Below are 26,846 nucleotides of genomic sequence, written 5' to 3' on the forward strand. Positions count from 1 at the left end.
GCATCATATGACTTCCCTTCTGTTTTTTGTGCATTCAGCTGCTTTTTAAATCTTCTTCGACAGGGTGGCGTTTAAAGTAATATTGCAATACGAACACCACCGCTGCTCCTAAAATGATGTAGACGATAAAGAACAAAAGAAACAATATGCCGATCGAGCCGGAGGATGTCACTACTTCGGACGTTTTCTGCATATGGTAAATAACCCAAGGCTGCCTTCCGGTGCAAGCGAACACCCAGCCCAATTCGATTGCAAGCAAAGCGAGCGGGCCGCCGGTTATAAACACGGCCAGCATCCAGCGGGGAAAGCGGTCTTTTTTCATGACTTTTCTCCAAATAAAACCGACAGCGGCATAAACAATCAAAAGGCTGCCGATAAAAACCATGCCGTTGAACAAAGTATGAATGAACAGAGGAGGCCACTCATCCCTTGGAAAGTCATTCAGTCCTTTTACAACGGTGTCAAAGCGGTTGTCGGCCAAAAAGCTTAAAGCCCAAGGAATCTCAATCGCCCATTTGACCGATTGCGTCTTTTCATCAGTAAATCCGCCGATCGCAAGTGGAGCGTGGGACTGAGTTTCAAAAAGCCCTTCTGCGCCCGCCAGTTTTTCAGGCTGGTAGCGGTGAAGAAGCTGTGCGGATTCGTGACCGCTCAGAGCCGTGACCAGAGAAAACGCTCCTCCGACAATCAGCCCGAGCAGCAGCGCTTTTCTATGAAGGGCGTAGACTTTTTCATCACCGCGGTTTCGGAGCATTTTGTAAGCGGCTATCGTCGCAATAATAAACGCGCCCGTCATAAAAGCGGAGACGACAACGTGTCCTGCTGTAGCCACAAAGCTTTTGTTGAAGAACGCCGTCCACGGCTGAACATCTGTAATTTCGCCGTTCACGATTTTGAAGCCTTCAGGCGTTCCCTGGAAAGCGTGCACATTTGTAATTAAGATGGCTGATGCGGCTGCTCCGATAACGATAAAAATGACAGCTGTAATTCTCATAAGAGGAGTCAGCCGATCGGCTGCGTAAACATAAATGGACATAAATAAAGCCTCAATAAAAAAAGCGTAGATTTCAATTTGAAATGGGAGGGACATGACTTTCCCGATCACTTCCATGAATCCCGGCCAAAGCAAGGCGAGCTGCGTTCCGGCAATGGTTCCGGTCGGTATGGCGACCCCGAGCAACACGGCCTGTGCCTTCGTCCATCTTTTTGCCATAATGGCGTAGTGGGGATCTTTCGTTCTTTGATAGATCAGCTCGGCCAGCAAAATCATTAAAGGAATTCCGACACCGAGCGAGGCGAAAATAATATGGAACCCCATCGTTGTTCCGAAAAGGCTTCTTGCAAAAATCAAGTCATTCATCCGGAAAACCACCTTTCATTTACACCATTTTGCTTTTTATTGTTTACCGCCTTTTTTAGATTATTCTTCCTGTGAGCGGTTAAAATGGATAAGGTGATCAAAACATGGCAAATGAACATTCATTTTTGACACAAACATATGAAAGGTATATAATAAAACGTAATTATTACGTTTTGTTAGGAGGAATGGCATATGAAACCAAATATTCATCCGAAAACTTATCAAGTGATCTTTCAGGATGTAAACAGCGGGTACCGTTTTTTAAGCCGCTCAACTAAAACTTCCGATGAGACGGCCGAGTGGGAAGACGGCAAGACGTATCCCGTTATAAAAGTTGAAGTAAGCTCAGACACCCATCCGTTTTATACCGGAAGACAGAAATTCAACGAAAGAGGCGGAAGGGTCGAACAGTTCAAGAAAAGATTTAATATGGATTAAATGAAAAAGACCGGATGTTTCCGGTCTTTTTTCGTCCATATAAAAAAAACAAGCGCATGAGGTCTCATGCGCTTGATCTTTGTTATTTGTTTGATAAAGCTTTTTTCAAGACGGTCAGGTTTTCTTTCATGATGGTAGTATAATCTTTGCCGCTTTCAATGTCTTCTTTTGTTACAGATTCAAGGTTTTTCATCGTCAGACTTTCGGCTCCGATTTCTTTTTTGATGATCTCGGAGATTTTGCTGCTGACATTGCTTTCAAAAATGACGTATTTAATATTATGTTCTTTCGCTGTTTTAACAATGTTTTCAAGCTGCTTTTGTGAAGGTTCCTCAGTAGGCGAAAGGCCGAGAACGCTTATTTGTTTAATGCCGTAGCGTTTTTCCCAGTAGCCGTAGGCGGCATGTGAGACGAGAATTTCTTTTTTATCAGCTTTGTCAACGGTTTGTTTAAAGTCTTTGTCAAGCTGCTCCAAATCTTTTTTTAAAGACTCATAGTTTTTCGTAAACGTTTTTTCGTGTTCCGGATCTAATTTTACGAGTTGGTCTTTAATGTTTTCGGCCATTTTTTCAGCAAGGACAGGATCAAGCCATACGTGCGGGTCATGATCTCCATGGTCGTGATGATGATCATGGCCTTCGGCTTCTCCGTGTTCATGTTCTTCTTCGTGAGCATGCTCATCGTGGTCACCATGTTCTTCTTCATGTGCATGGTCATCGTGTTCGCCTTCTTCTTCACGTGACAGAAGGTCAATGCCCTCTCCGGCTTTGACGATTTTGACGTTGCTGTTTTTTAATGTGTTTACAGCTTTGTCTGCGAATCCTTCTACACCGACTCCAGAGTATATAAAGGCATCCGAGTCGGAAATTTCCGCCATCGTTTTTGAGCTTGGCTCGTAAGTGTGCGCTTCAACGTTTGGCGGGTAAACACTTTTGACGTTCACATATTCTCCGCCGACCTTTTTGGCGAAGTCTTCAAGCGGATAAATGGTTGTATAGATATCCAGCGTGTCTTTATTTTCTTTTTGTTCACTGGAAGTGCCGTTGCTTGAACAACCGGCTGCTAATCCGGCAGCAAGAATGAATGCAGATGCTAATCCGAATGTTTTTTTCATGGTATTTCTCCTCTCAATGTAAAACTGTAATGGTTCCGATTTAATGGTCCTGTATCATTGTATCGTAATAATTACGATTTGAAAAGAGGAAATGATAGTTAAATATACTCAGGCAGTGAATCATGGAAGGCCGACCAGTCTGAATTCATTTCTTTATCTGTAAGAAGGGTCTGATCCAGGGAGCGGATCATGTCTTCCTGATTCATGTCAATGCCGATAAAAACGATTTCCGTTTTTCGGTCTCCGTATGTTTCATCCCAGTCCGTTTTTAAATGGGGATCCTCTTCAAACGCGAGCTTTTGTTCTTCCTCGGGAGACGCTGCAATCCAGGGGCCTGCGCTTTGGATCATCAGAGAAGAGCCTGCCTGGGACAGAAGGCCTGCTGTGTCATTTCGAGAAGCAAGCCAGAAGAAGCCTTTTGCTCTGATAATATGAGGCGGCCAGTTTTCAAGCCAGCGCTTCAGTCTTTCAGGATGGAAAGGCCTTTGTTTTTGATAGACGAAGGAAGAAATTCCGAATTCCTCTGTTTCAGGTGTGTGCTCTTCATTCAGTTCTTTGATCCACCCCGCTGATTGACTCGATTTTTCAAAATCGAACGATTTCGTATTCATGATGGCCGAAAGCGGCACTTTTGCGAATGTCGAGGAAATGATTCTGCAGTCCGGATTCAGTTTTCTCAGAGACCAGAAAAGCTTTTCTTGCTCTTTTTTATTGAGTAAATCAGTTTTATTCAAAATGAGGACATCGGCAAATTCGATTTGCTCAATTAAAAGATCGGCCACTTCACGGCTGTCTGTTTCATCTGCCGCCTGTTTCCGTTCCAAAAGGCTTTCCCCCGAAGCGAAGTCCTCAAAAAAACGGCTGCCGTCGACGACGGTGACCATTGTATCAAGCCTGCAATATTTGCTTAAATCAATATCCAGCTCCTCATCTTTGTAAGTAAAGGTTTGGGCAACGGGAATCGGCTCGCTGATACCGGAAGATTCGATGAGAATATAATCGATTCCGCCGTTCTCCGCCAGCTTTTGGACTTCGATGAGCAGATCGTCTCTCAGCGTACAGCAAATGCAGCCGTTCTGCATTTCGACAAGCTTTTCATCCGTGCGGATAAGATCCCCTTTTTTCACGAGGGAGCCGTCGATATTAATTTCACTCATGTCATTGACGATCACGGCGATTTTCATGCCGTGCGCTTCATGCAGGACATGCTGCAGCAGCGTCGTTTTCCCGGACCCGAGATAGCCGCTTAAAACAGTGACAGGAATCAGGTTTTGCGTCATGTTTTCACTTCCTTTAAAACGTAATTATTTCGATTTGCACAATGGAAATCTTACTTGACTTATGAAAAAAATACAAGAAATATGTTATATTTAGATATAAAAAGCGTTTAGAAAGGAAATGAGCCATGAAACTTTTGGAGAACATTCTACAGTTCAATCAACAGTTTGTTGAGCGGCAGGACTATCAAAAATACCAAACAAGCAAGTTTCCCGATAAGAGAATGGTGATTCTGTCTTGCATGGACACAAGGCTTGTCGAGCTGCTTCCTCATGCCATGAATATGCGGAACGGGGACGTGAAGATCGTTAAGAGCGCGGGTGCACTCGTGGCTCATCCTTTCGGGAGTATTATGCGGAGCATTCTCGTTGCGGTATACGAACTGAACGCTGATGAAGTATGCGTGATCGGCCACCATGACTGCGGAATGAGCAAGCTGAGCTGCGACAGCTTTTTGGATAAAGTCGTTAAGCGAGGCATTCCAAAAGAACGGATTGAGACGCTTGAGTACTCCGGCGTCGATTTTGAACAATGGCTGAAAAGCTTTGATTCTGTAGAGGACAGCGTCAGGGATAGTGTAAGCGTGATTCGAAACCATCCGCTGATGCCGGAGGAAGTACCTGTTCACGGACTTGTCATCAATCCGGAAACAGGCAGACTGGATCTTATTGTCAACGGATATCCGGAAGAACGTTAATCCTTTTGCTTTTTTTCCGGAACGGGATCTATCCCGCCGGGATGGAACGGATGGCATTTCAGAATCCGCTTAATGGTGAGCCATCCGCCTTTACATGCGCCGTGCTTTTCGATCGCTTCACGGCCGTAATTGGAGCATGTCGGATAAAAACGGCATGTCGGCGGAAGAGCCGGTGATATCCATTTTTGATAAAAGCGGATGAGCAGCAGGAATAAGGTTTTCATGTTTTTCGCACCTTTTTTGTTTTGACCTTATTATAATATAAGCAAAAAACTCATAAAAAGGAAAAGCATTGACCTGAAAACTTATCGGTAAAGTATGATATAATACAAAAAGACCGATTAGAGGGGAGAGAGGAACCATGCCTTCAGTTGAAAGTTTTGAACTTGACCATAATGCAGTAAAAGCGCCTTACGTCAGACACTGCGGCGTCCATAAAGTGGGATCGGACGGCGTCGTCAACAAGTTTGATATCCGTTTTTGCCAGCCGAATAAGCAGGCGATGAAACCTGATACAATTCATACTTTGGAGCATCTTCTTGCATTTACGATCCGCACGTATGCGGAAAAATATGACCACTTTGATATTATCGACATTTCGCCGATGGGCTGCCAAACAGGCTATTACCTGGTGGTGAGCGGTGAACCGAAAGTGGAAGAAATCGTTGATTTGCTTGAGGATACGTTCAAAGAAGCCGTTGAAGTGACTGAAATTCCGGCGGCTAACGAAAAACAGTGCGGCCAGGCAAAGCTTCACGATCTAGAGGGCGCAAAGCGCATGATGCGTTTTTGGCTTTCGCAAAATAAAGAAGATCTGCTCAAAGTGTTTGGATAAAACGTTTGAAAAAAACCGGCTCAGAAAAGAGCCGGTTTTCATTTTTTGTTCACAAAGAAAATAATGCCATATATCCCTGAACTTTGCTACACTTTATATTGTAATACATATCATAGAAAAAGGGTGATAGGATGCGTTTGGGAAAATGGTTTATTCTCTTATGTTTAGCAGTCGGTCTTTCAGCCTGCAGCCAGGGGGACAAGCAGGCGGCATCGGATGAGGAGCCCAAAGTGCTGACGGCAAAACTGGCGGCTCCAGAAGCGGCGGCCAAAAATGAAAAGGCTGTCATAAAAGCGACCGTGCGCTATGGGGACGAGCCTGTTGCAGATGCCGATGATGTGGAGTTTGAATGCTGGAAGGCCGGGAGCAAGGAAGATAGCGAGCTAATCAAAGCGAAGAATGAAGGAAAAGGCGTATACAGCATTGAAAAAGCGTTTCCTGAAGATGGCCATTACAAAGTTCAAGTCCATGTCACGGCGAAAAAACAGCATACAATGCCGGTTGCAGACATTAAGGTAGGGAAAGCAACGGATGTGACTGAAGAAGATGAAAAAGAAGAAGCCCACCATCACTGATGAGGCTGTTCTTCTTCCCGCGACGGAAGGGGATCGACTTCATGCTTGTAGTCATAAGCTTTTGATGTTGTGACAAGCGATACGGCCAGAACGGCGCCTGTAATCAGAATTCCTACAATAATCCAAAAGAGGATCATCACTTACCTCCGAATAGCTTTTTCCAACAGTTTACCATATCAGGCAAAGAAAATCATGATAAAGAGTAAAAGAAATGTTTCCTGCACAAGCTAAACGGGTAAATCAAAAGTAAACGAAAAGGAGGACGACCTTATGTCTGAAAAATTGAAAGCAACCGTCAACAAACAAGTCGCAAACTGGACCGTTCTATATGTAAAGCTACATAATTATCATTGGTATGTGAAAGGGAAAGATTTCTTTACGCTGCATGAAAAATTTGAGGAACTTTACACAGAAGCTGCAGAGCATATCGATGATTTGGCTGAACGCCTTTTGGCTATACAGGGCTCCCCGGTCGGAACGATGAAGGAATGCCTGGAAATGTCCGCGATTAAAGAAGCGGACGGAAGCGAGTCTGCTGAACAAATGGTGCAAAATATTTATAATGACTTTTTAACGGTGGCTGAGGAGCTGAAAAGCGGAATGGAGCTTGCCGATGAAGTCAATGATGAAACGACGGGAGACATGCTGCTCGCGATTCATCAATCGATCGAAAAACACAACTGGATGCTGAAAGCCTACTTAGGGTAAGAATAGCTCGGGCAATGCCTGAGCTTTTTTTATTTTCGTTCTTTTTAAAGCCTTTTTTAGAAATTGTCAAACAATTCATCCAAGCCTTTCAAAGTCTTTTTTCATAGGATAAGCTATGAAAAGTCTTTATTGAAAGGATGTTGAAGCATATGTTTAAGGACTTAAGCATCTTTTCGCTCTTTACAATCGGTTTATCAGCCATCGGATTTTTGTTTGGCCGAATCGAATATTTATTTATGATCTTAATAACGCTCATGGGAATTGAATTTGTCAGCAAAAGCTTGAACGAATGTGTGGAAGATCGCTTTACAATGAAGAGGCTGTTTACAAGGCTGGCTAAAAAATTGGTGACGCTCTTTCTTATATCCGTTGCCCACCTTTTTGATCAGATGCTGCAAACAGGCAGTTCGATCCGCGATTTTTCTATTATGTTTTATATTTTATATGAAGCGTTTCAAATCATAAGCACGGCTCATTCGTTAGGAATCCCCGTGCCGCAGATGTTATTGGATATTTTAAATACCATAAAGGAAAAACTCCGGGGAAAGCCGTAACATTTTAACATAACTGGTCATACTAACACGAAAAAGGATGATTGGCTTTGGAAAAAAGGACATACTATGTTTCGGTGCAAGATGGAATGATTTCACAGAGCTCAGACGCTTCCCCGTGGGAATTTCAAATTTCAGCGACAGATGATGACATCATTATATTAAGGGAATATTTTGATCAGCTGTATTCAGAAGACTGGATAAACTTTTTCAGAGCTCACGTGCCGGCAGTCGAATACCATTATGACAGTGCAAATGACAAAATGGACGAACTGCGCAAAGACATTTACTCGATGCTTTACCGTCTGGGCAATGAAGAAACCAAGTCGTTTATCAGTGAAAACGGCCTTGCCGAACTCAATTCAGCAGATTAAACGAAGCACCATCAAGCACGGAGTTACCCAGCCTTGCCGCCTTCTCACTCAGAAATGGACACTGAAGTTCCCGAGGGAACGATAAAATTACTGAGCTGAACTGGACAAAAACTCTACCGAAAGAACCAATATATGATATGATGAGTGGAAGAAGCAAGGAAACGGATAAGAGGGATTAGGATGTACGAATTTAAAGATTTTTACCGTAATACGGTTCAGCTTTCTTTTGAAAAGGAACCTTTTTCAAAAGAACCAAAGCATGTATGGGTGATCTGCCGTTACGAAGATCAATGGCTGTTGACAAATCATAAAGACAGGGGCCGTGAATTCCCAGGCGGCAAAGTCGAACCAAGCGAAAATGCTGAGGAAGCGGCTTTGCGGGAAGTAAAGGAAGAAACAGGCGCTGTCGTAAGAAAGCTGACCTATCTCGGACAATATAAAGTTCTTGGCAGAGAGAAAGTGATCGTCAAAAATATTTATTTTGCCGATATCGAAAAGATCGAAAAACAGCAGACATACTATGAGACAAATGGCCCTGTTTTGCTGAAGAGCCTCCCGAAAGATATCGCTAAAAACAGAAATTACAGTTTTATAATGAAAGATTCCGTCCTGACGATCAGTCTTGAAAAGCTGAAAAAGGCCGGCATCATCAAATAAAAAGCCCTGCATTTGCAGGGTTTTTTCATGTTATACTCTGCCTTTCATCCACTTTCTTTCCAACAGCTCGACACCCTGATACATCAATGTTGCAAAGACGGCGATGATCAGGAGGCTCAGCATGACGAGGTTGAAATTAAAGACTTGAAAACCGTAGATGATCATATAGCCGAGGCCTTGAGCCGACACTAAAAATTCTCCTACGATGACGCCGACCCAGCTTAAGCCGACATTGACCTTCAGTGTAGATATGATTGTCGGAATGGAAGCGGGCAGAATGACTTCTTTGAAAATCTCGCGTTTCGTTGCACCGAATGTTTTCATGACTTTTAAATAGTTTTCATCGATTTCTTGAAAGGACGTGTAGACGACGATTGTCGTAATGATAACGCTGATGATGGCGCCCATTGCAATAATACTCGTCAAGCTGGGGCCGATCGCCACGATGAGAATGGGGCCTAGCGCCACTTTCGGCATCGCATTTAAGACGACAAGATACGGATCCAATATTTTGGAGAGCCTCGGGAACCACCATAGGAGGGCGGCCAGAAAAGTTCCAAGCAATGTTCCGGCCAGAAAGCCGAGGATGGTTTCAAATACGGTGACACCGATATGCCCCGGCAATGATCCGTCTCCCATCTTTTCGAGGAAAAGCGCCCAGACGGCTGAAGGAGAGCTGAAGATCAGCGGATCGATCCACGCCAGACGGCTTGCGGTTTCCCACAGTGAAAAGAAAACGATGAAAATCACGATTTGATAAAAGCGGACCCGCCTTTTTTCGGCTTGCTGCTCCTTTAAAAAATCCTCATGAAGGAAGTCAATTTTTGATTTCAGATGTTTGTTATTCAAGGTCATTGAGCTCCTTCCATATGTTCTGAAAGAGGGGCTGAAATTCCGGTTCCTGTCTCGCTTCAAACGGTGTCAGCTTCCTGATCGCTTCAGGAACGGCAAATGTTTTATGGATGGTGCCCGGCTGCTTTGAAAATAGCAATATCCGATCGCTCATCGCGATCGCTTCACCGATATCATGAGTCACGAGCACCGCTGTTTTTTGATACGTCTTTAACGTGTTGAACACCAAATCTTCGAGGTTTAGTTTTGTCTGATAGTCAAGGGCTGAAAAAGGTTCATCAAGCAGGAGGATATCGGGGTCGACAGCGAGTGTGCGGGCAAGCGCCGCCCTTTGTCTCATACCGCCTGAGAGCTCTTTTGGATACTTTTTTTCAACCTCGTAAAGCCCGAATTTTTTCAGCAGGCCGAGAGCGGTCTCCTTTGTTTCCGGTCCGAATTTTTTGGAAATATGCAAACCGATTAAGACGTTTTCCTCAATGGTTTTCCAGGGAAATAAATAATCCTGCTGGAGCATATAACCGATGTGCCGATCCTCTTCGTCAGGCGTGCGCCCTTCCACCAAGATGCGTCCTTCCGTGGGGGAAACGATGCCGGCGATGATCGATAAAAGTGTTGTTTTGCCGCATCCGCTTGGGCCGAGAAACGAAACAAATTCGCCCTTTTCGACTTCAATGCTGACGTTTTCCAGCGCTGCTGTTTTTTCCTTTAATGAAAAGTAAGTATGTGTGACATCCTGAACTTGCAAAAAAGACACTGCGGCCACCTCCTAGTGATTTTTTGTGACCTTTTCGGCGATCCTTGTATTGACCAGCTCTTGATGAGGGGTGTGCTTCGGCAGCTCGCCGGCTTCATCCATGATGGTTTGAAGCTGGTTCCATTCTTTTTCAGCCAAAACAGGCTCAAGGGCAAAAGACCGTTGTTGTTTATACCGTTCGATTGAAGATTCAATGATTGAAAGCTCGGTATCTTTAAAATAATCTTGAATGCTTTCGGCAGCTTCTTTTGCAGAGTGCGTCTCTACCCACTGCTGCGCTTTGTAAACCGCGCGGGTGAACTTTTCGACCGCTTCTTCGTTTTTTGTTAAGTAGCTTTGTTTAGCCATGAATGTCGTATATGGAATTCGGCCCGATTCTTTTCCGAAGGAGGCGACAATGCGGCCGATGCCTTCTCTTTCAAAAATGGAGGCCTGGGGTTCAAATAATTGAACATAATCGCCTGTACCAGATGCAAAGCTGTTTGCGATATTCGCGAAATCAATCGTTTGGATCAGGTCCACATCCTTTTTGGGATCAATGCCTTTCTGTTTCAGGACAAATTCGCCCGCCATCTGCGGCATTCCGCCTTTGCGCTGGCCAAGGAACGTTTTGTTTTTCAAATCATCCCAGCTGAAATGCCCCGCATCGTTCCTGGCGACGAGGAATGTTCCGTCCGTCTGGGTAAGCTGTGCAAAATTAATCACCGGATCGCTTGCGCCCTGGGCATTCACGTATATTGACGTTTCCGAGCCGACAAGCGCAATATCGGCACCGTTTGACAGAAGGGCAGTCATCGTTTTATCTCCACCCCATGTCGTTTTCAGTTCAACATCAAGGCCTTCTTCTTTAAACAAACCTTCAGACAAGGCGATATATAAAGGCGTATAGAAAACGGAACGGGTCACTTCCGCGAGACGGATCTTTTCGGGCTTTTGACCGCCGCATGAAGCGAGGATAAACAGCATCATAATGAAGGATAATATGGTAAAAAAGAAACGCTTCAAACCGATTTCCCTCCTTTGATTTCGGTTATTTTCGGCATAAAATAGTTTATGTTATATACTAAACAGGTGTGAGGGGCAGCTGCGGATTAAAAAAGAGGTGACGTGACGAATGTGGTTAGAAAAAAGAAGGTTTCCATCGCCGAACAAAAAGGTGCGTCTGTTTTCCGTCACATACCTTTCACAAGGACTCAAGGTTAAGGGGCTCTTGGCGGAACCGGCCGCTCCCGGACATTATGACGGATTTTTGTATTTGCGCGGCGGAATTAAAAACGTCGGAATGGTCAGACCGGGCCGAATCGTCCAGTTCGCTTCACAGGGCTTTGTCGTTCTTGCTCCGTTTTACAGAGGCAATCAAGGAGGAGAAGGCGATGAAGACTTTGCGGGTGATGACCGGGAAGATGCTTTTGCCGCTTTTCGTCTTCTGCAGAAGCATGACCTGGTAAAAGATGGACGCGTACACATTTTTGGCTTTTCCCGCGGCGGGATCATGGGTATCTTAACGGCAATCGAAATGAAAGAAGCTGCAGCTTCGTTTGTGTCTTGGGGCGGTGTCAGCGATATGGTTATGACCTATCGCGAACGCAAAGATTTGCGGCGGATGATGAAGCGGGTCATCGGCGGGACGCCTGAAAAGGTTCCTGAAGCGTACGAATGGAGGACGCCTTTTGACGAGCTGGAGAAGATCGAAGCGCCCGTGCTTTTGATCCACGGAGCAAACGATGAAAATGTCTCCATCGAGCATGCGCGGCGTCTAGAACGCGAACTTCTGCAAAGAAACAAGTCTGTGGATACGTGGTATTTCAGTCGATATACCCACTATTTTCCTCCGCGGGAAAATAGGCGGATTGTAAGAGAATTGTCTCAATGGATGAAAAGCCGGCCTTGGACAAGTTATGGTAAACTAAAAGAAAAGAGAAAAGGAGGGGGACTTTAGGTGGGAATGCCAGTTGAATTTAATACAATGATTGTGACAAAAGGAAAAGAAACACGGGTTGAGGAAAATGTGTTTACACTTGAAAAAGAAGGTTATCGGGTTTACCCTCTTCATGTGCCGCTTGAAGTCAGAAAGACTAAGCGGGGCGACATTACCGGCACCGCGCAGGCGGAGCGCCTTGAATGGTCAGACGGACGGACTCATTTAACATACAGGCTCGTATCATTAAATTCGACGAATTAAAAAAAGCCAAGGCGCGGATAGCGTCCTTGGCTTTTCTGTATTATGCAGGCACATCTTCCTCTTTTCCGATTCCTTTTTTGGAAGTCAGCCTGTGAATCAGCATGGTGAGAGCGCCGTCTCCTGTCACGTTCGTTGCTGTACCCAAGCTGTCCTGAGCAAGGTAAAGTGCGATCATCAATGATACGCTGGTTTCATTAAAGCCGAGCATCGACTGCAGCAGTCCGGCCGCGGCCATAACGGCACCCCCCGGGGCACCGGGCGCTGCGACCATTGTGACGCCAAGCATTAAAATGAACGGCATCATGATCGAAAAAGTCGGTGTTTGACCGTTTAGAATCATTACGCCCATTGCACAGCTCGTCAGTGTAATCGTGCTACCTGACAAATGAATATTGGCCAGGAGCGGAACGGCGAAGTCAGCCACTTTTTGGCTTGCTCCCGTTTTTCTGACTTGTCTCAACGTGACGGGAATCGTTGCCGCTGACGATTGTGTGCCGAGCGCAGTGAAGTATGCCGGCGCCACGATTTTCAACAGCGACAGCGGATTTCTGCCGTTTGCAGCGCCCGCAACGGAGTACTGAATCAAAAGTATGACGAGGTGAAGCACGATAATCATCACGAAAACTTTAGCAAATACGGATAAGATTGTCTGCACCTGACCGCCGAACGTCATATTGGTGAAAATACCGAAAATATGAACAGGCAGTAACGGAATAATAATATATGATATCAGCTTTTCAACGATCGTTTGAAATTCATCGAATGCGTTTTTTAATGTTTTTCCGGGCAGATAAGCGATTCCGATTCCCATGATGAAAGCAAAAATCAGTGCGCTCATCACGCTCATAAACGGCGTCATTTCAATGGTGAAAAATCCTGCTTGCAAAACTTCTTCCGGATTTTTAAATTCCTGCAGCTGATGGCCGGAAATGATCGCGGGGAGAAGATTTGATCCGACAAGGTACGCCAGGAGGCCGGCAAAAATGGTTGACGTGTAGGCGATACCTGCTGTAATGCCAAGGATTTTTCCGGCGCCGCGGCCGATTTGTCCGATGCCGGGAATAATAAAAGCGATAATAATAAAAGGAATGACGAATTTAATGAAGTTTCCAAAAATATCATTGAAAGTAGCGGCTGTTTTGACAAACCAAAGCGGAGCAAAGCTTCCGACGATAACACCAAGAACAATTGCCGTCATAATTCTCGGCAGTAATCCAAATTTCATAGATGTGTCCTCCTGATATATACAAATGTTTTTATCATATTATCATATGAAAGATTTCTTTTGTTAAAAATAAAAAAAGTCTGTATTTTCAAATAATAACAGCCGCGAATTGGAAGCGTTTTATCACAGGCCGTGCTTGATTGTCGTTTTAATCATTGTCCAGAAAATGGCATCGGCCGCTGACAGGCGAAGCGGATTTTTAATAAACTGCAGCAGCGCAGAATACCTGCGCTGCTGCAAGCGGGTTGAGTTATACGAGCGGTCCTCCGGCTTTTTCAATGTTTTCGGTATTAGAGAATTTTTTGAAATTCTTTTTGAATGCATTCGCCAAGTGGATCGCTTTTTCCTCGTATTCGTTTTCATCTGTCCAAGTTTTAGCCGGGTCAAGCACTTGATCAGGCACACCCGGAACATGGACCGGTGAATGAAGTCCGAAAATGCGGTCAGTCTTCATTTCGGCGTTATCCAGTTCTCCTTCTATCGCAGCCTGAACCATCGCTCTCGTATAAGCGAGGCTCATTCTTTCCCCTGTTCCGTATCCGCCGCCGGTCCAGCCTGTATTGACGAGAAAGACGCTGACGCCGTGTTCATCGATTTTTCTTCCGAGCATTTCAGCGTACACATGTGCAGGGAGCGGAAGGAACGGGGAACCGAAGCAGGTCGAGAATGTGGCTTCAGGAGCGGTGATCCCGCGTTCGGTGCCGGCGAGCTTGCTTGTATATCCGCTCAGGAAATGATACATGGCTTGTTCTTTCGTTAACTTGCTGATCGGAGGAAGCACGCCGAAAGCATCTGCCGTCAGAAATACAATGGTCTGCGGGTGTGCTGCGATGCTCGGCTTGACGATGTTGTCAATCGCATCAATCGGGTAAGCCGCTCTCGTGTTTTCCGTATAGAATGCGTCGGAATAGTCCGGCTCCCCGGTTTTGCCGTCAACCACGACATTTTCAAGAACGGAACCGAAGCGGATCGCATTGTAAATCTGCGGTTCTTTTTCTTTGCTTAAGTTAATGCACTTGGCGTAGCAGCCTCCTTCAATGTTGAAAACGCCTGTGCTGGACCAGCCGTGTTCGTCGTCACCGATCAGCTTCCGTTTCGGATCGGCGGAAAGCGTCGTTTTGCCTGTGCCTGACAATCCGAAGAAGAGAGCTGTTCCGCCTTCCTCGCCAATGTTTGCCGAACAGTGCATCGGTAAAATGTTTTGTTCAGGAAGAAGATAATTCATAATAGAAAAAATCGATTTTTTCATCTCGCCGGCATATTCGGTGCCTCCGATTAAAATCGTACGCTTTTCAAACGACACGATGATAAATGTTTCAGATCTGGTCCCGTCAATGAGCGGATCGGCTTTGAAATGCGGAGCGGAAAGAATCGTAAACGGCTGTTCTTCAGGTTTTTTATCATGTTCTTCAGGTCTGATGAACAACTGTCTTGCAAACAGGTTGTGCCAGGCGAACTCGTTGACAACTGTAATCGGAAGCCGGTATTTTTCGTCTGCTCCTGCAAACCCTTCAAATACATACAATTCATCGCGTTCCTTTAAATAGCTGAGCACTTTTGTGTACAGCCGGTCAAAGGCGGCTTCTGAAATCGGCTGGTTTACTGCGCCCCAATCGATTTTGTCCTTTGTGCTCGCTTCTTCCACAATGAATTTGTCTTTTGGCGAGCGGCCGGTGTATGTACCGGTTGTAGCCCGCACGGCTCCGGAAGATGTTAAGACTCCTTCTTTGCGTTCAAGGACTTTTTCAACCAAAAGGGGAACGGATAAGTTCAGCTGAACGTTTTCGCCCATTAATAACGTTTGTAAGTCAGTTGTTAAATCTACAGAATTCATAAAAAACCTTCCTTTGCGTGTTTTTTAATGTGTATAACATTAATGTAGAATTAGTATAACACATTTACTCTTATAGTCTATACCGTTTCTTCATTTTTCGTTCGGGTTTTTTCTCGAAAGACAAGTTTAAATTTATTGCGGCCGATATTGACATAACAAGCCATTTTAAGATAAGATATTTCATTGAGCGGATACTCTTATCCCGAGCTGGTGGAGGGACAGGCCCAATGAAACCCAGCAACCGGTTTCTCTTATTAATGGAAAAAAACAGTTTCTGAGACAACTACGGTGCTAACCTGATGCAAGGTGTTCAATACCTTGAGCGATAAGAGTGAAAGGCACGCAATACCAGACCCTTTCCTCAGCGAATAGGAAAAGGTTTTTTTATTGCATAAATCGAGATCCAAAAATTGCTAAAAAAACTGCCTTCAGGAGGAAGGTACTGGGCGTTTTTCACAGGACGTGAAAGGTCTAGCCGGGCAGCCAGTCAGGAAAAATTCTATTAAGAGGAATTTTGACTTAGAATCTCGTCAAGAATAGCATATGGAAATTGTTTCAAAACGAGAGCGTATGAAGCCCGAGTATCGTCATATAATCAAGAGGGACGAGATCCGTATCATACTTAAGATCACGGCTGATCTTCATATACAGGAGGAAACATAAATGAGCAAAAACCGTCGGTTATTTACATCAGAGTCAGTTACGGAGGGACATCCGGACAAAATTTGCGACCAGATTTCGGATAGTATATTAGACGAAATTTTAAAGAAAGATCCGAATGCCCGCGTTGCCTGTGAAACATCTGTGACAACCGGATTGGTGCTGGTAAGCGGTGAAATCACGACGTCCACTTACGTCGATATTCCGAAAACAGTCCGCGAAACGATTAAAGAAATTGGCTACACACGTGCAAAATACGGTTTTGATGCCGAAACTTGCGCGGTCTTAACGTCTATAGATGAACAGTCGCCAGATATTGCAATGGGAGTCGACCAGGCGCTTGAAGCGCGTGAAGGAGCAATGAGCGACGCTGAAATTGAAGCGATCGGAGCCGGAGACCAAGGTTTAATGTTCGGTTTTGCCTGCAACGAAACAAAGGAACTTATGCCTCTGCCGATTTCGCTTGCTCATAAATTGTCTCGCCGTTTGACAGAAGTCCGCAAAGAGGAAATTCTGCCGTATCTTCGTCCGGACGGAAAGACACAGGTAACTGTTGAGTATGATGAGAACAACAAGCCGATTCGCATCGATACAATTGTCATTTCGACTCAGCATCACCCTGAGATTTCGCTTGAACAAATTCAGCGCAATCTGAAAGAGCATGTCATCAACCCGGTAGTGCCAAAAGAGCTGATCGATGAAAACACGAAGTACTTCATTAATCCTACGGGCCGTTTTGTTATCGGAGGACCGCAGGGGGATGCCGGTTTAACAGGACGCAAAATCATCGTTGACACCTATGGCGGATATGCCCGTCACGGCGGCGGAGCGTTTTCCGGTAAGGATGCGACAAAGGTTGATAGATCTGCAGCTTATGCTGCGAGATATGTAGCGAAAAATATCGTCGCCGCAGGCCTTGCTGATTCCTGTGAAGTGCAGCTTGCCTACGCGATCGGTGTCGCACAGCCGGTATCCATTTCAATCGATACATTCGGTACAGGCAAAGCCAGTGAAGAAACATTGATCGAAGTGGTTCGCAAAAACTTTGATCTAAGACCTGCCGGCATTATTAAAATGCTCGATCTTCGCCGTCCGATTTACAAACAAACGGCAGCTTACGGACATTTCGGCCGCCTCGACCTCGATCTGCCTTGGGAGCGCACAGACAAAGCAGATCAGCTGAAGAAAGATGCATTAGGAGAATAACAACTGCATAGCCGCTTTCATAAGCGGCTTTGTTTTTCGATGGCAAAAAGCGGGCGGATGTGAAACGTTTTTCTTTAAACACTTGTCTAATCAAGAAGCAGACTTTGATTTCTGCACGAAATTTAAAAAATCGGAGGCAATACTATGTGTGGATTTGTAGGGGTATTCAATCATCGCCCATCATCCGAGACAGCAGCCCAGGAAGAACTGATTAAACAAATGAATGAAATGATTGTACACCGCGGTCCGGACGATGATGGGTACTATCATGATGAGCATGTAGGCTTCGGATTTAGAAGGCTCAGCATCATCGATGTGGAAAACGGAGGACAGCCTCTGTCTTATGAAGATGATTCCTATTGGATTATTTTTAATGGAGAAATCTATAACTATATAGAACTGAAAGACGAACTTATTTCAAAAGGATACGAGTTCAAAACCGATTCAGATACGGAAGTTTTGCTTGCGACTTACCGCCACTACAAACAGGAAGCTGCTTCCAAGCTGCGCGGAATGTTTGCTTTTTTAATCTGGGATAAAAAAGAACAGCTCCTATACGGAGCGCGCGATCCGTTCGGCATTAAGCCGCTCTATTTTACGAAAACGGACGGCCATGTTTATTTTGCGTCAGAAAGAAAGAGCCTGATGGCTGTTGATGCCGATTTGGAATTGAATGAAAAAGCGCTTCAGCAGTATACGTCATTCCAATTTGTACCAGAGCCTGAGACGCTTGACAAAAAGGTGCAAAAAGTAGAACCGGGCCATCAGTTTACTGTCCGCCCGGGCGAGGATATTCAATTTAAAACATACTGGAAAGTTCAATTCAAGCCTGTTCAGACCGAAGAAGACAAGCTTGTTCAGGAAGTAAGAGACGCGATCTTTGATTCCGTAAAAGTCCATATGCGAAGCGATGTACCTGTAGGTTCCTTCCTTTCCGGAGGCATCGACTCTTCTTTTATCGTGTCGGTGGCAAAGCAATTTCATCCCAACTTAAAAACGTTCTCTGTCGGCTTTGAACATGAAGGCTTCAGCGAAGTTGACGTTGCGAAAGAAACCGCTGATAGGGTCGGCGTGGAGAACTTCAGCGCGATCATTTCCCCTGAAGAATATATGAACGAGCTTCCAAAGATCGTCTGGCATCTGGATGATCCGTTGGCAGACCCTGCTGCAATTCCTTTGTATTTTGTCGCGAAGGAAGCGAAGAAGCAAGTTACGGTTGTTTTGTCCGGAGAAGGAGCAGATGAGTTGTTCGGCGGTTACAATATTTACCGGGAGCCGCTTTCATTAAAGCCGTTTGAACGAATTCCGTCCCCGCTGAAAAAGATGCTTCTGCACGTAGCTTCAGCGATGCCGGAAGGAATGAAAGGGAAAAGCTTTTTAATGAGGGGCTGTACACCTCTTGAAGAGAGATATATCGGCAACGCAAAGATTTTTGAAGAAGGCATGAAATCAAAACTTCTTCGCCAGTATGACAGCAACCTCTCTTACTGTGACGTGACAAAGCCATATTTTGAAGAAAGCAAGTCCTACAGCGAAATTAACAAAATGCAGTATGTCGATATCCACACATGGATGCGCGGTGACATTTTGCTGAAAGCCGACAAAATGACGATGGCCAATTCACTGGAACTCCGCGTTCCGTTTTTGGACAAAGTCGTATTTGAAGCGGCTTCCAAAATTCCGGAAGAGCTGAAAACGAAAAACGGCACGACAAAATATCTGCTTAGAAAAGCGGCGGAAGGCATCGTTCCAGATCATGTCTTAAACCGCAAAAAGCTAGGGTTCCCTGTGCCGATCCGCCACTGGCTGAAAAACGAAATGCATGACTGGGCCGTGAACATCATTAAAGAGAGCGAGACAGACGCATATATCCATAAAGATTACGTGCTTCAGCTTCTTGAAGACCACTGCGCCAACAAAGCGGATAACAGCCGCAAAATCTGGACGGTTCTCATCTTTATGATCTGGCACAGCATTTTCGTTGAAAAGCGCTTTGTACCGGAAGAACTGAATCATCAGCCAAAAGAAGTCATTATCGTTTAAGTCAAAAAAGAAGGTTTTCGTTAATCGAAAACCTTCTTTTTTTATGCCGGTTTTTCAGCTGATAAATCTGCTAGCACACGTTCACATTCGGAGAAGAGATTGTCAAAAATCACTTCCCACGACTGGGTAAGGGCATAGCTTCTCGCATCGTATGACATCCGTTTTTTTAACGGCACATTGGAGAGGACGCGCAATATATTTTCGGTGAATGCATCCGGATTTCCAGGTTCGGAAAGAAAACCGTTTCTTCCGTTTTGTATAAAGTCTTTCAGGCCGCCGGAATCTGCCCCGATAACAGGCGTCCCGCAGGCGAGCGCTTCAAGCGCGGAATTTCCGAAGGTTTCCGTCGGAGAAGGAAAGACGAACAAATCTGAGCTTGCATAAATGCTTGCCAGCTCTTCTCCTTTGACATAGCCGGCAAAAGTCATATTGAGGGGAGCACGCTTCTCAAGCTCTTTTTTTAACGGGCCGTCTCCCGCGATCAGCCAGTGGACGCCATCTTTCAAATTGGGGTGACTTGCGATCTTGAGCAGCGTCTCCAAATCTTTCTCAGGTGCAAGCCTTCCGACATAGCTGAGGATATAGGTTTCCTTTATGCCGTATCGCTTGCGGATGTGTTCGGTTTGATGCGCCGGACTGAACAGCGAGCAGTCCACGCCGCGCTTCCAGATGGAGAGGTTCCTGAATTGTTTGGCTTTGAGCTGCATAAACGTTTCGCGCGAAGGGACAAAAATTTTTCGAAAATCTTTATGAAACCAGTGCATATATTTCCATAATAGTTTGGAAAACATTTGAAGATCATAATATGAAAGGTACTGGTCAAAATCGGTATGGTAAGAGCCTACGACAGGGATGTTCCATTTCTTCGCAAGCTTGAGCCCTGCCAGGCCGATATTAAAAGGAGTCGCGATGTGAATGAGATCGGGATTGAATTCGCGGAGTTCTGATTTCATTTTGATGAGATTAGGAAGAGCGATTCTGCACTCGGGGTATAAGAAGAACGGCATGCTCGTAAAACGGCGGATGCGGCTCGAAAATTGTGTTTCATGCGTGCTTTCCGGCGCAAATACTTTATAGGACATCCCGTTTTTTTCAAGATAATCCGTATACCTTTTCAGCGTTCTGGCGCATCCGTTCACATCCGGTGTAAAAGTGTCCGTAAATATCGCAATTTTCATCGTTTCCCCTCCTGTTTGTGATGTAAAAAATCAGTGACGCTTTGGAAGAAACGGCCGGCTTAGAAAACCATCGCCGACAAAGTTCCGACTGATATCCCGAGGGCCGTGCCTGCCAGAACATCCGAAGGATAATGAAGACCGAGATAAATTCTGGAGAGTCCCACACTGATGCCTACCGGAATTAATAAAAGCGCGAGTATCGGAAAGAATATCATTAGCGGTGTAATGACGGAAAATGCTGCGGTCGTATGGCCGGATGGAAAAGAATGATCCTTGAGCGGATTTTGCAAAACCTGTGTTTCCTTTAGCGTTAAATACGGCCGCTTTCTTGGATACAGCTTTTTGATCAGCATGACTTGAAGGTGGCTGACCAAAAGTGCAATGGCGCTGGCGATCCCCGCTGTACGAACACTTCCGGATCCGAACAGCAAGAGAGACAGGCAAGCGGAAATCGTGCAGAATGCCCCTCCCAGATGTGTTGAGGAACGAAAGTAACGGTTTAGTGCTTTTTGGTGAAATAAGCTGTTCATACCGAGGAAGATCCGGCATTCAAAGTTGTAGATGCCGACCATCAGTTTATTCAAATGTCATAACCCCCTTTACATGAATGGCTGCTTCATGTTTATTGTAAAAAATGAATGTTTAGCAAATGATAAGTATTTGTAAAGATTTCGGAAAAGAAAAAAGCCGCAGACGCGTGCGGCCGAAAAGGTTATTGCTTAAATTATCGGTGAAAAAATGGTAAAGTTGTAGCAAAGCTAATCTTTTTTTTGCAAGGATTTGTAGTATTGTCCTTTTTCAATATATTCTTTGCGAATTCTTTCCATTTCCTGTTTATCCTTGTCAGTTAACGGGCGGATGACTTTAGCGGGCCTGCCGAATGCGAGGTGCCCGGCCGGGATCTTTTTGCCAGGCGGGACAAGACTGCCTGCCCCGATAAAAGCGCCTTCCCCGACTTCCGCTTCGTCAAGAATAACCGACCCCATTCCGATAAGGGCATGCTTTCGTATCACGGAGCTGTGCAGTGTAACCTGATGGCCTACCGTCACACCGTCTTCAATCACAAGAGGGCGCTCAGGGCTTTGGTGCAGGCAGGAAAGGTCTTGAATGTTCACGCCTTTTCCGATCCTGACCGGGGCGACATCGCCGCGGATAACTGAAGAGAACCAGATGCTTGATTGCTCTCCGATTGTTACATCTCCGGTGATGACCGCGTTGTCGGCGATAAACGCCGTTTCATGAATAACGGGTTCCGTTTTTTTATAAGGGTAGATCATTGGTTTCATCCTTTCATTTATAAAATTGTGTGAGGTGGTCAGCATGTGGTGCATGGAAGCGGAAAGACCAGTTGCTTCAATCGTCATCATTCACGGTGCATGTGAGCATCACGGGCGGTATAAATGGCTGTCCGAAATGTGGCGTTCATCCGGGTTTAATGTCGTCATGGGGGATTTGCCCGGCCAGGGAACTTCGACAAGAGAAAGAGGACATATACGCTCGTTTCAAGAATATATTGATGAAGTGGACAAATGGGTCGCCAGGGCGAAAGCATTTGAACTGCCTGTGTTTATGCTCGGGCACAGCATGGGCGGCCTGATCGCGATCGAGTGGTTTAAGCAGCAGCAAAGCGGCATTGCCGGTCTCATTTTATCATCCCCTTGTCTCGGGCTGCAATTAAAGCCGAACAAATTTTTGGACTGGATTTCCAAAGGGCTCAACGTTTTGGCTCCGTCCATGCGGTTTGAATCCGGGATCACGCCTGATAAAGCGACGAGAAACAAAGAAGTCATCGAAATGGACATCAACGATTCATTATATATCACAAAAGTTTCTGTCAGATGGTATCAAGAAATGTTAAAAGCGTTGAAAAGCGCGATGGAGCCGACGGACGCCTTTCTCAACATCCCGCTCTTTGTCATGCAGGCGGGCACAGACTGGCTTGTCGACAAAAAAATGGTCGTCAAGTGGTTTAACGAGCTTGCTTCTCACAATAAGACGTACAGGGAATGGGAGGGCTTATACCACGAAATTTTTAATGAGCCTGAGCGGGAAGACGTTTTTAAAGCGGCCAGAGCGTTTGTGGAACAGTATATGACATAATGGAGGTGCATTCTTTGGCAGTACCGGAGCATCCTTTTGGATTAATGGCTAAAGTATACAGAGAAGTTTTTCCCCTTGTTCATCATGAGTTGGACAAGTGGAAACGAAAAGCTGAAACGATTCAAAATCCCGAGCTGAAAACGCAGGCGAAAGCCAGCATCAGGGATAAAACCTTTCACTGTGAAGGCGGCGGCATTATGGCCCTCCTTTCAGGCGACAAAATCGAGCAGTCGATCCGGTTTATTACGGCGTATCAGACGATAAGCGACTATCTCGACAATCTATGCGACCGGAGCACCTCGCTTGACCCTGATGATTTTTCCATGCTTCATCAGTCAATGAAAGACGCGCTGACCGTCGGGGCTGAATTGAAGAACTATTACCGGTTCAGGGAAGACCAGGATGATCAAGGCTATTTGCACGACTTAGTGAAAACGTGCCAAGACGTGCTTGCGGAAATTGAGAACTATGATTTGATCAAGCAGCACCTGCTTGAGCTTTGCAGCTATTACTGCGATCTGCAAGTTCATAAACACGTTGTGGAGCATGAGCGTGTCCCCCGGCTCGAAGCGTGGTTTGAGAATTATAGATCGGCCTTGCCGAAAATGGAATGGTACGAGTTCTCAGCCTGTGCGGGTTCAACGCTCGGCATCTTCTGCCTCGTATCGTATTCCGTCCGTTCCGATTTTACTGAATCGATGGCCGGAAAGATCCGCGACAGCTATTTTCCGTACATACAGGGACTGCACATCCTGCTCGATTATTTAATTGACCAGGAGGAAGACTTAATCGGCGGAGATTTGAATTTCTGCACGTATTACCCATCACATTCAGATATGATGGAAAGGCTCGAATATTTCATTGAAATGGCGGATGAACATTTGCGCGGGATTCCGCACGAAAACTTTCACCGTTTGATCAACAGAGGTCTTCTGGGTGTTTATTTATCAGACGATAAGGTCGCGGGTCAAAAGGAAATCGGCCGGCTGGCGAAGCGCCTTATTAAAGCGAGCGGAAAAACTTCCTACTTCTTCTATATCAACGGAAGGGCCTACCGCAAAATTCAAAAAATGCCGTGGATGAAAAGCTCGTAAAGAAAAGCTCAAACCGTTCATCGGCTTGAGCTTTTGCTGTTTACAAGCTTTCCATCCGGTATTGTTTTTCAAGTACAAAACGCTTATTATACCGGAAGCTTTTTTCCCATTTTGAAACAACGATGCAGGCGACAGCATGACCCGGCACGTTCACGCCTGTTCGCGCCATGTCCATCACGCGGTCCACTCCCGCGATAATCGCGACTCCTTCAGCGGGAAGGCCGACTGCGTTGGCGGTAGCCAGAAGGACGACGAGCGAGCCAGATGGAACGGCGGCGATCCCTTTGCTTGTCATCACTAGCACGAGCATCATGAGCAATTGCTGTGAAATGCTCATGTCTATATTGAAAGCCTGCGCCAAAAAGATACAAGCGACAGATAAATATAGGCTGGAGCCGTCACAATTCAGCGATAAGCCTGAAGGAACCACAAAGGAAACGACCCGTTTTGGGCAGCCGTATTTCTCCATGCGGTCCATCAGCTGCGGCAAGACTGTTTCTGTGCTCGTAGTGGAGAACGCGATCAGAAACAAATCCCAAATCATTTTCAGGACTTCGAAGTATTTAATTTTAAAAATAAGACCGACAATCGGAAATAAAACAAAAAGAACGAGAAACAGTCCGAGAAAAACAGTGCCGACTAATTTTAACATAGGAAGCAGGAGTTCGATGCCGTATTGCCCGACGGATGCGGCCATAAGAGCAAGCACGCCGATAGGGGCTGTGACCATAACCATCTGCGTCAGTTTGAACATGATATTGGCAACAGACTCAAAAAATTTCATGACAGGCTCTGAGGCTTTGCCGATCCCGGCAGCTGCGACGCCGAACAATATCGCAAAGAAGATCACGGCAAGCAAATCATTTCTGGCCATGACGTCAACGATGTTGGTAGGAATAATATCGAGGATCATTTGTTTAAGATCGACCACTTTTTCCGTGTAGCCTGAGAGCTCGCCGATATCTTTTTTGGCCAAATGGGAGAGGTCAAGGCCGACACCGGGCTTTAGCACATTAGCCAAAAGCAGCCCGAGTCCGAGCACGAACGTCGTAATCACTTCAAACCAAATAATCGTCTTGATGCCGAGACTGCCCATTTTTTTCATGCTTCCGCTTCCGGCCGCTCCGATGACGATTGTAGAAAAAACGATCGGAACGACGATCATTTTAATCAAGCGGATAAATCCGTCTCCGACGGGGCGCAGCGCCATTCCGAAATCAGGGAAAAAGTGTCCGATCACTGCTCCAATGGCGAGTGCGATCAAAATTTGATAAGCGATAAATTTTTTCAAAGCGAAATCCCTCCGTATTTTACATGAGTTTTCAATAATTTCGTGACAAAGAGTGAAACACCTTTTCTTTTTAGAAAATTGCGAAAAATTTCTTATATTTTATTTTGATATCGCTTACATTATGTTTGGATGAAAAAAATCCTCCTAATGGAGGATTTTCAAGATATCATTTTTGAGCCGCTATTTTCTTTTCAATCGCAATGATAAAAGGCGGATCGTTTCGCTGGTTTAAATATTGGTAACAGAGGGCGCGGGCAGTATCTTGGTCGAGTGATGTGCAAAATTCGAGCAGGGCGTCCTTTTCCCGCTTTCCTTCGGGATGGCCATGGTAGACGACCAGTACGATCAGCCCCTCATTTTTCAGGATTTTGAGAAGCTGCTTGATGCTGGCGATGGTTGAATCGCTTTTTGTCGTCACCGATTTGTCGCTTCCCGGAAGATACCCGAGGTTAAACACAGCTGCTGCCACCTTGCCTGAGATGTCGTCAGGAAGCGAAGTGATGAGCTCATCATGGCTTTTTTGAATCAATGTCACCCGGTCTTTGTACTCGTTTCCAAGTCTTTCCGCAGTATGGATCAGCGCCTCTTCCTGGATATCAAAGGCATAGACATGTCCGTTTTCACCGACAAGTTCTGCTAAAAAATACGTATCATGTCCGTTTCCCATTGTCGCATCAATGACGATGTCTCCTTCGCCTGCGGCTGTTTTCAGCAGTTCTTTCGCATAAGGGAGGATCTTCTTGAGCTTCATGTGGCGATGCCTTCTTTCTCTTTGTTGAACCATTTCCCCTGATAGCTGCCGCGCCTTTCCAGTTCTCCATTGATGGCATTTAAGACTTCCCATTTATTGACGCTCCACATCGGTCCGACCATCAATTCGATCGGTCCGTCACCCGTAATCCGGTGAATGATCATTTCCGGAGGAAGAATTTCAAGCTGATCACAAACAAGCTGGACATAATCATCTTGCGAAAGGAACGTTAATTTTCCTTTTTCATACTGCTTCACCATTGGCGTTCCCTTTAACAGGTGAAGCAGATGGATTTTAATCCCCTGCACATCCAAATCGGCGACCGCTTTTGCGGTTTCCATCATCATGCCGCGGTCTTCGAGAGGCAGCCCGTTAATGATGTGAGAGCAGACGCGGATACCGTGTTTCCTCAGCTTGTTCACGCCTTCTACATAGCAGTCGAAATCATGGGCACGGTTGATCAAATCAGCCGTCCGTTCATGAACGGTTTGAAGGCCGAGTTCCACCCAGAGGTATGTTCGTTCATTAAGCTCGGCAAGATATTCGACAACATCGTCAGGAAGACAGTCCGGCCGGGTTGCGATTGAAAGGCCGACTACGCCGTCGAGGCCGAGGACCGTTTCGTATTTTTCGCGAAGAACGCTGACAGGAGCGTGCGTATTCGTAAATGCTTGAAAGTACGCCATGTATTTGCCGTCTTTCCATTTTTCATGCATTCTGTCGCGGACTTCTTTAAATTGGGTCAGCAGATCGTCGGCTCGGTTTCCCGCAAAGTCTCCGCTCCCTGCGGCGCTGCAAAATGTGCATCCGCCGTGTGCGACCGTGCCGTCGCGATTCGGGCAGTCAAAGCCTCCGTCAAGGGCGACTTTAAACACTTTATGACCGAAATGATTTCGTAAATGATAATTCCATGTATGATATCGTTTTTCACTGTTCGTATATGGAAAAGGGTTGTTCTGATGCAAACAAAAGGACCTCCTTTTAGTATTACGCATCCTAAAATTGTAGCAAATAAACACGATAAGAACAAACCGATTCCCAATTATTTTCTTCAATGATCACGGCTGTGATGGCCAAACTAATCACGAT

30 protein-coding genes and 1 riboswitch are annotated in these 26,846 nt (G+C 45.5%); of the genes, 14 read left to right on the plus strand and 16 right to left on the minus strand.

What is annotated here, in order from left to right; all coding sequences use genetic code 11:
• Positions 1–34: 34 nt before the first annotated feature.
• Positions 35–1,360, minus strand: coding sequence for a cytochrome ubiquinol oxidase subunit I (locus M1D90_RS05430; protein ID WP_023855818.1), 1,326 nt, complete (start codon positions 1,358–1,360; stop codon positions 35–37).
• A 192-nt stretch (positions 1,361–1,552) separates the two neighbouring features.
• On the opposite strand from M1D90_RS05430, the gene M1D90_RS05435 reads away from it, so the two are divergent.
• The gene (locus M1D90_RS05435; protein WP_003184624.1) at positions 1,553–1,798 is read left to right on the plus strand and encodes a type B 50S ribosomal protein L31; all 246 of its coding nucleotides are present in this window, start codon (positions 1,553–1,555) and stop codon (positions 1,796–1,798) included.
• Between the two features lie 82 nt (positions 1,799–1,880).
• On the opposite strand, the gene M1D90_RS05440 is transcribed toward M1D90_RS05435, so the two are convergent.
• Together M1D90_RS05440 and M1D90_RS05445 are read right to left on the minus strand one after the other, a co-directional pair.
• The gene (locus tag M1D90_RS05440; RefSeq protein WP_065643695.1) at positions 1,881–2,912 is read right to left on the minus strand and encodes a metal ABC transporter substrate-binding protein; all 1,032 of its coding nucleotides are present in this window, start codon (positions 2,910–2,912) and stop codon (positions 1,881–1,883) included.
• A gap of 98 nt (positions 2,913–3,010) precedes the next feature.
• Entirely contained in the window at positions 3,011–4,192 is a 1,182-nt protein-coding gene (locus M1D90_RS05445) for a GTP-binding protein (RefSeq protein WP_195536454.1), read from the minus strand.
• A 125-nt stretch (positions 4,193–4,317) separates the two neighbouring features.
• Between M1D90_RS05445 and M1D90_RS05450 the strand changes: the two genes are divergently transcribed.
• Positions 4,318–4,887 (plus strand): beta-class carbonic anhydrase, encoded by a 570-nt coding sequence (locus tag M1D90_RS05450; protein ID WP_020452684.1) that lies wholly within the window; start codon positions 4,318–4,320, stop codon positions 4,885–4,887.
• On the opposite strand, the gene yidD is transcribed toward M1D90_RS05450, so the two are convergent.
• Positions 4,884–5,111 (minus strand): membrane protein insertion efficiency factor YidD, encoded by a 228-nt coding sequence (gene yidD, locus M1D90_RS05455; protein WP_020452683.1) that lies wholly within the window; start codon positions 5,109–5,111, stop codon positions 4,884–4,886. The two genes, M1D90_RS05450 and yidD, sit on opposite strands and share 4 nt — an antisense overlap.
• A gap of 137 nt (positions 5,112–5,248) precedes the next feature.
• Here yidD and M1D90_RS05460 point away from each other — a divergent pair, with 137 nt between their 5' ends.
• Both M1D90_RS05460 and M1D90_RS05465 read left to right on the plus strand, forming a co-directional pair.
• Positions 5,249–5,722, plus strand: a complete 474-nt coding sequence (locus M1D90_RS05460; protein WP_020452682.1) for an S-ribosylhomocysteine lyase — start codon at positions 5,249–5,251, stop codon at positions 5,720–5,722.
• Positions 5,723–5,853: 131 nt separating this feature from the next.
• Positions 5,854–6,297, plus strand: a complete 444-nt coding sequence (locus M1D90_RS05465; RefSeq protein ID WP_020452681.1) for a FixH family protein — start codon at positions 5,854–5,856, stop codon at positions 6,295–6,297.
• Here M1D90_RS05465 and ytzI read toward each other — a convergent pair.
• A complete protein-coding gene (gene ytzI, locus M1D90_RS05470) occupies positions 6,291–6,434 on the minus strand; it encodes a YtzI protein (protein WP_020452680.1) in 144 nt (47 codons plus the stop codon). The genes M1D90_RS05465 and ytzI overlap by 7 nt on opposite strands.
• A 133-nt stretch (positions 6,435–6,567) precedes the next feature.
• On the opposite strand from ytzI, the gene M1D90_RS05475 reads away from it, so the two are divergent.
• The 4 genes from M1D90_RS05475 (at position 6,568) to ytkD (ending at position 8,587) form a co-directional block, all read left to right on the plus strand.
• Positions 6,568–7,005 (plus strand): Dps family protein, encoded by a 438-nt coding sequence (locus M1D90_RS05475; protein ID WP_003184609.1) that lies wholly within the window; start codon positions 6,568–6,570, stop codon positions 7,003–7,005.
• 149 nt (positions 7,006–7,154) lie between these two features.
• Entirely contained in the window at positions 7,155–7,559 is a 405-nt protein-coding gene (locus tag M1D90_RS05480) for a phage holin family protein (RefSeq protein ID WP_020452679.1), read from the plus strand.
• A 47-nt stretch (positions 7,560–7,606) separates the two neighbouring features.
• Positions 7,607–7,930 (plus strand): hypothetical protein, encoded by a 324-nt coding sequence (locus M1D90_RS05485; RefSeq protein WP_020452678.1) that lies wholly within the window; start codon positions 7,607–7,609, stop codon positions 7,928–7,930.
• A 180-nt stretch (positions 7,931–8,110) separates the two neighbouring features.
• Entirely contained in the window at positions 8,111–8,587 is a 477-nt protein-coding gene (ytkD, locus tag M1D90_RS05490) for an RNA deprotection pyrophosphohydrolase (protein WP_020452677.1), read from the plus strand.
• Positions 8,588–8,617: 30 nt separating this feature from the next.
• Here ytkD and M1D90_RS05495 read toward each other — a convergent pair whose 3' ends face one another.
• From M1D90_RS05495 to M1D90_RS05505, 3 genes are read right to left on the minus strand one after another with little or no spacing between them, the layout of a single operon-like run.
• Positions 8,618–9,442 (minus strand): ABC transporter permease, encoded by an 825-nt coding sequence (locus M1D90_RS05495; RefSeq protein ID WP_031304951.1) that lies wholly within the window; start codon positions 9,440–9,442, stop codon positions 8,618–8,620.
• Positions 9,429–10,193, minus strand: a complete 765-nt coding sequence (locus M1D90_RS05500) for an ABC transporter ATP-binding protein (RefSeq protein WP_020452675.1) — start codon at positions 10,191–10,193, stop codon at positions 9,429–9,431. The genes M1D90_RS05495 and M1D90_RS05500 overlap by 14 nt, the downstream gene beginning before the upstream one ends.
• A 12-nt stretch (positions 10,194–10,205) precedes the next feature.
• On the minus strand, positions 10,206–11,162 hold the full coding sequence (locus M1D90_RS05505; protein ID WP_445594904.1) for an ABC transporter substrate-binding protein: 957 nt from the start codon (positions 11,160–11,162) through the stop codon (positions 10,206–10,208).
• Positions 11,163–11,307: 145 nt separating this feature from the next.
• Between M1D90_RS05505 and M1D90_RS05510 the strand changes: the two genes are divergently transcribed.
• The gene (locus M1D90_RS05510; protein WP_020452673.1) at positions 11,308–12,132 is read left to right on the plus strand and encodes an alpha/beta hydrolase family protein; all 825 of its coding nucleotides are present in this window, start codon (positions 11,308–11,310) and stop codon (positions 12,130–12,132) included.
• Positions 12,133–12,375, plus strand: a complete 243-nt coding sequence (locus tag M1D90_RS05515; RefSeq protein ID WP_009329422.1) for a DUF2584 domain-containing protein — start codon at positions 12,133–12,135, stop codon at positions 12,373–12,375.
• A gap of 40 nt (positions 12,376–12,415) precedes the next feature.
• On the opposite strand, the gene M1D90_RS05520 is transcribed toward M1D90_RS05515, so the two are convergent.
• Both M1D90_RS05520 and pckA read right to left on the minus strand, forming a co-directional pair.
• Complete coding sequence (locus M1D90_RS05520) at positions 12,416–13,600, minus strand: dicarboxylate/amino acid:cation symporter (RefSeq protein ID WP_020452671.1); 1,185 nt, start codon at positions 13,598–13,600, stop codon at positions 12,416–12,418.
• A gap of 250 nt (positions 13,601–13,850) precedes the next feature.
• Positions 13,851–15,434, minus strand: a complete 1,584-nt coding sequence (gene pckA, locus M1D90_RS05525) for a phosphoenolpyruvate carboxykinase (ATP) (protein ID WP_025810968.1) — start codon at positions 15,432–15,434, stop codon at positions 13,851–13,853.
• A gap of 194 nt (positions 15,435–15,628) precedes the next feature.
• Positions 15,629–15,766, plus strand: a riboswitch (SAM riboswitch).
• 331 nt (positions 15,767–16,097) lie between these two features.
• On the opposite strand from pckA, the gene metK reads away from it, so the two are divergent.
• Positions 16,098–17,300 carry a methionine adenosyltransferase gene (metK, locus tag M1D90_RS05530; protein WP_003184586.1) on the plus strand — a complete coding sequence of 401 codons (1,203 nt, stop codon included), beginning with the start codon at positions 16,098–16,100 and terminating at the stop codon, positions 17,298–17,300.
• A gap of 144 nt (positions 17,301–17,444) precedes the next feature.
• A complete protein-coding gene (gene asnB / locus M1D90_RS05535) occupies positions 17,445–19,343 on the plus strand; it encodes an asparagine synthase (glutamine-hydrolyzing) (protein WP_023855828.1) in 1,899 nt (632 codons plus the stop codon).
• A gap of 41 nt (positions 19,344–19,384) precedes the next feature.
• Here asnB and M1D90_RS05540 read toward each other — a convergent pair whose 3' ends face one another.
• The 3 genes from M1D90_RS05540 to M1D90_RS05550 all read right to left on the minus strand — a co-directional run bounded on the left by M1D90_RS05540 (position 19,385) and on the right by M1D90_RS05550 (position 21,798).
• Complete coding sequence (locus M1D90_RS05540) at positions 19,385–20,521, minus strand: glycosyltransferase family 4 protein (RefSeq protein WP_023855829.1); 1,137 nt, start codon at positions 20,519–20,521, stop codon at positions 19,385–19,387.
• Positions 20,522–20,580: 59 nt separating this feature from the next.
• Positions 20,581–21,105, minus strand: coding sequence for a phosphatase PAP2 family protein (locus tag M1D90_RS05545; RefSeq protein WP_396278778.1), 525 nt, complete (start codon positions 21,103–21,105; stop codon positions 20,581–20,583).
• 174 nt (positions 21,106–21,279) lie between these two features.
• Positions 21,280–21,798: a gamma carbonic anhydrase gene (locus tag M1D90_RS05550; protein WP_020452666.1), complete on the minus strand. Its 519-nt coding sequence runs from the start codon at positions 21,796–21,798 to the stop codon at positions 21,280–21,282.
• A 43-nt stretch (positions 21,799–21,841) separates the two neighbouring features.
• Here M1D90_RS05550 and M1D90_RS05555 point away from each other — a divergent pair, with 43 nt between their 5' ends.
• Together M1D90_RS05555 and M1D90_RS05560 are read left to right on the plus strand one after the other, a co-directional pair.
• On the plus strand, positions 21,842–22,621 hold the full coding sequence (locus M1D90_RS05555; RefSeq protein WP_023855831.1) for an alpha/beta hydrolase: 780 nt from the start codon (positions 21,842–21,844) through the stop codon (positions 22,619–22,621).
• A gap of 14 nt (positions 22,622–22,635) precedes the next feature.
• A complete protein-coding gene (locus M1D90_RS05560) occupies positions 22,636–23,715 on the plus strand; it encodes a tetraprenyl-beta-curcumene synthase family protein (RefSeq protein WP_456283176.1) in 1,080 nt (359 codons plus the stop codon).
• 40 nt (positions 23,716–23,755) lie between these two features.
• On the opposite strand, the gene gltP is transcribed toward M1D90_RS05560, so the two are convergent.
• The 3 genes from gltP to M1D90_RS05575 all read right to left on the minus strand — a co-directional run bounded on the left by gltP (position 23,756) and on the right by M1D90_RS05575 (position 26,722).
• Entirely contained in the window at positions 23,756–25,006 is a 1,251-nt protein-coding gene (gltP, locus tag M1D90_RS05565; protein WP_023855832.1) for a glutamate-aspartate/proton symporter GltP, read from the minus strand.
• Between the two features lie 166 nt (positions 25,007–25,172).
• Positions 25,173–25,757 carry a tRNA (mnm(5)s(2)U34)-methyltransferase gene (locus M1D90_RS05570; RefSeq protein ID WP_023855833.1) on the minus strand — a complete coding sequence of 195 codons (585 nt, stop codon included), beginning with the start codon at positions 25,755–25,757 and terminating at the stop codon, positions 25,173–25,175.
• Positions 25,754–26,722: a TIGR01212 family radical SAM protein gene (locus M1D90_RS05575; RefSeq protein ID WP_065643616.1), complete on the minus strand. Its 969-nt coding sequence runs from the start codon at positions 26,720–26,722 to the stop codon at positions 25,754–25,756. The genes M1D90_RS05570 and M1D90_RS05575 overlap by 4 nt, the downstream gene beginning before the upstream one ends.
• Positions 26,723–26,846 lie beyond the last annotated feature (124 nt).

It is taken from the genome of Bacillus sp. JZ34 (genome assembly GCF_053903205.1).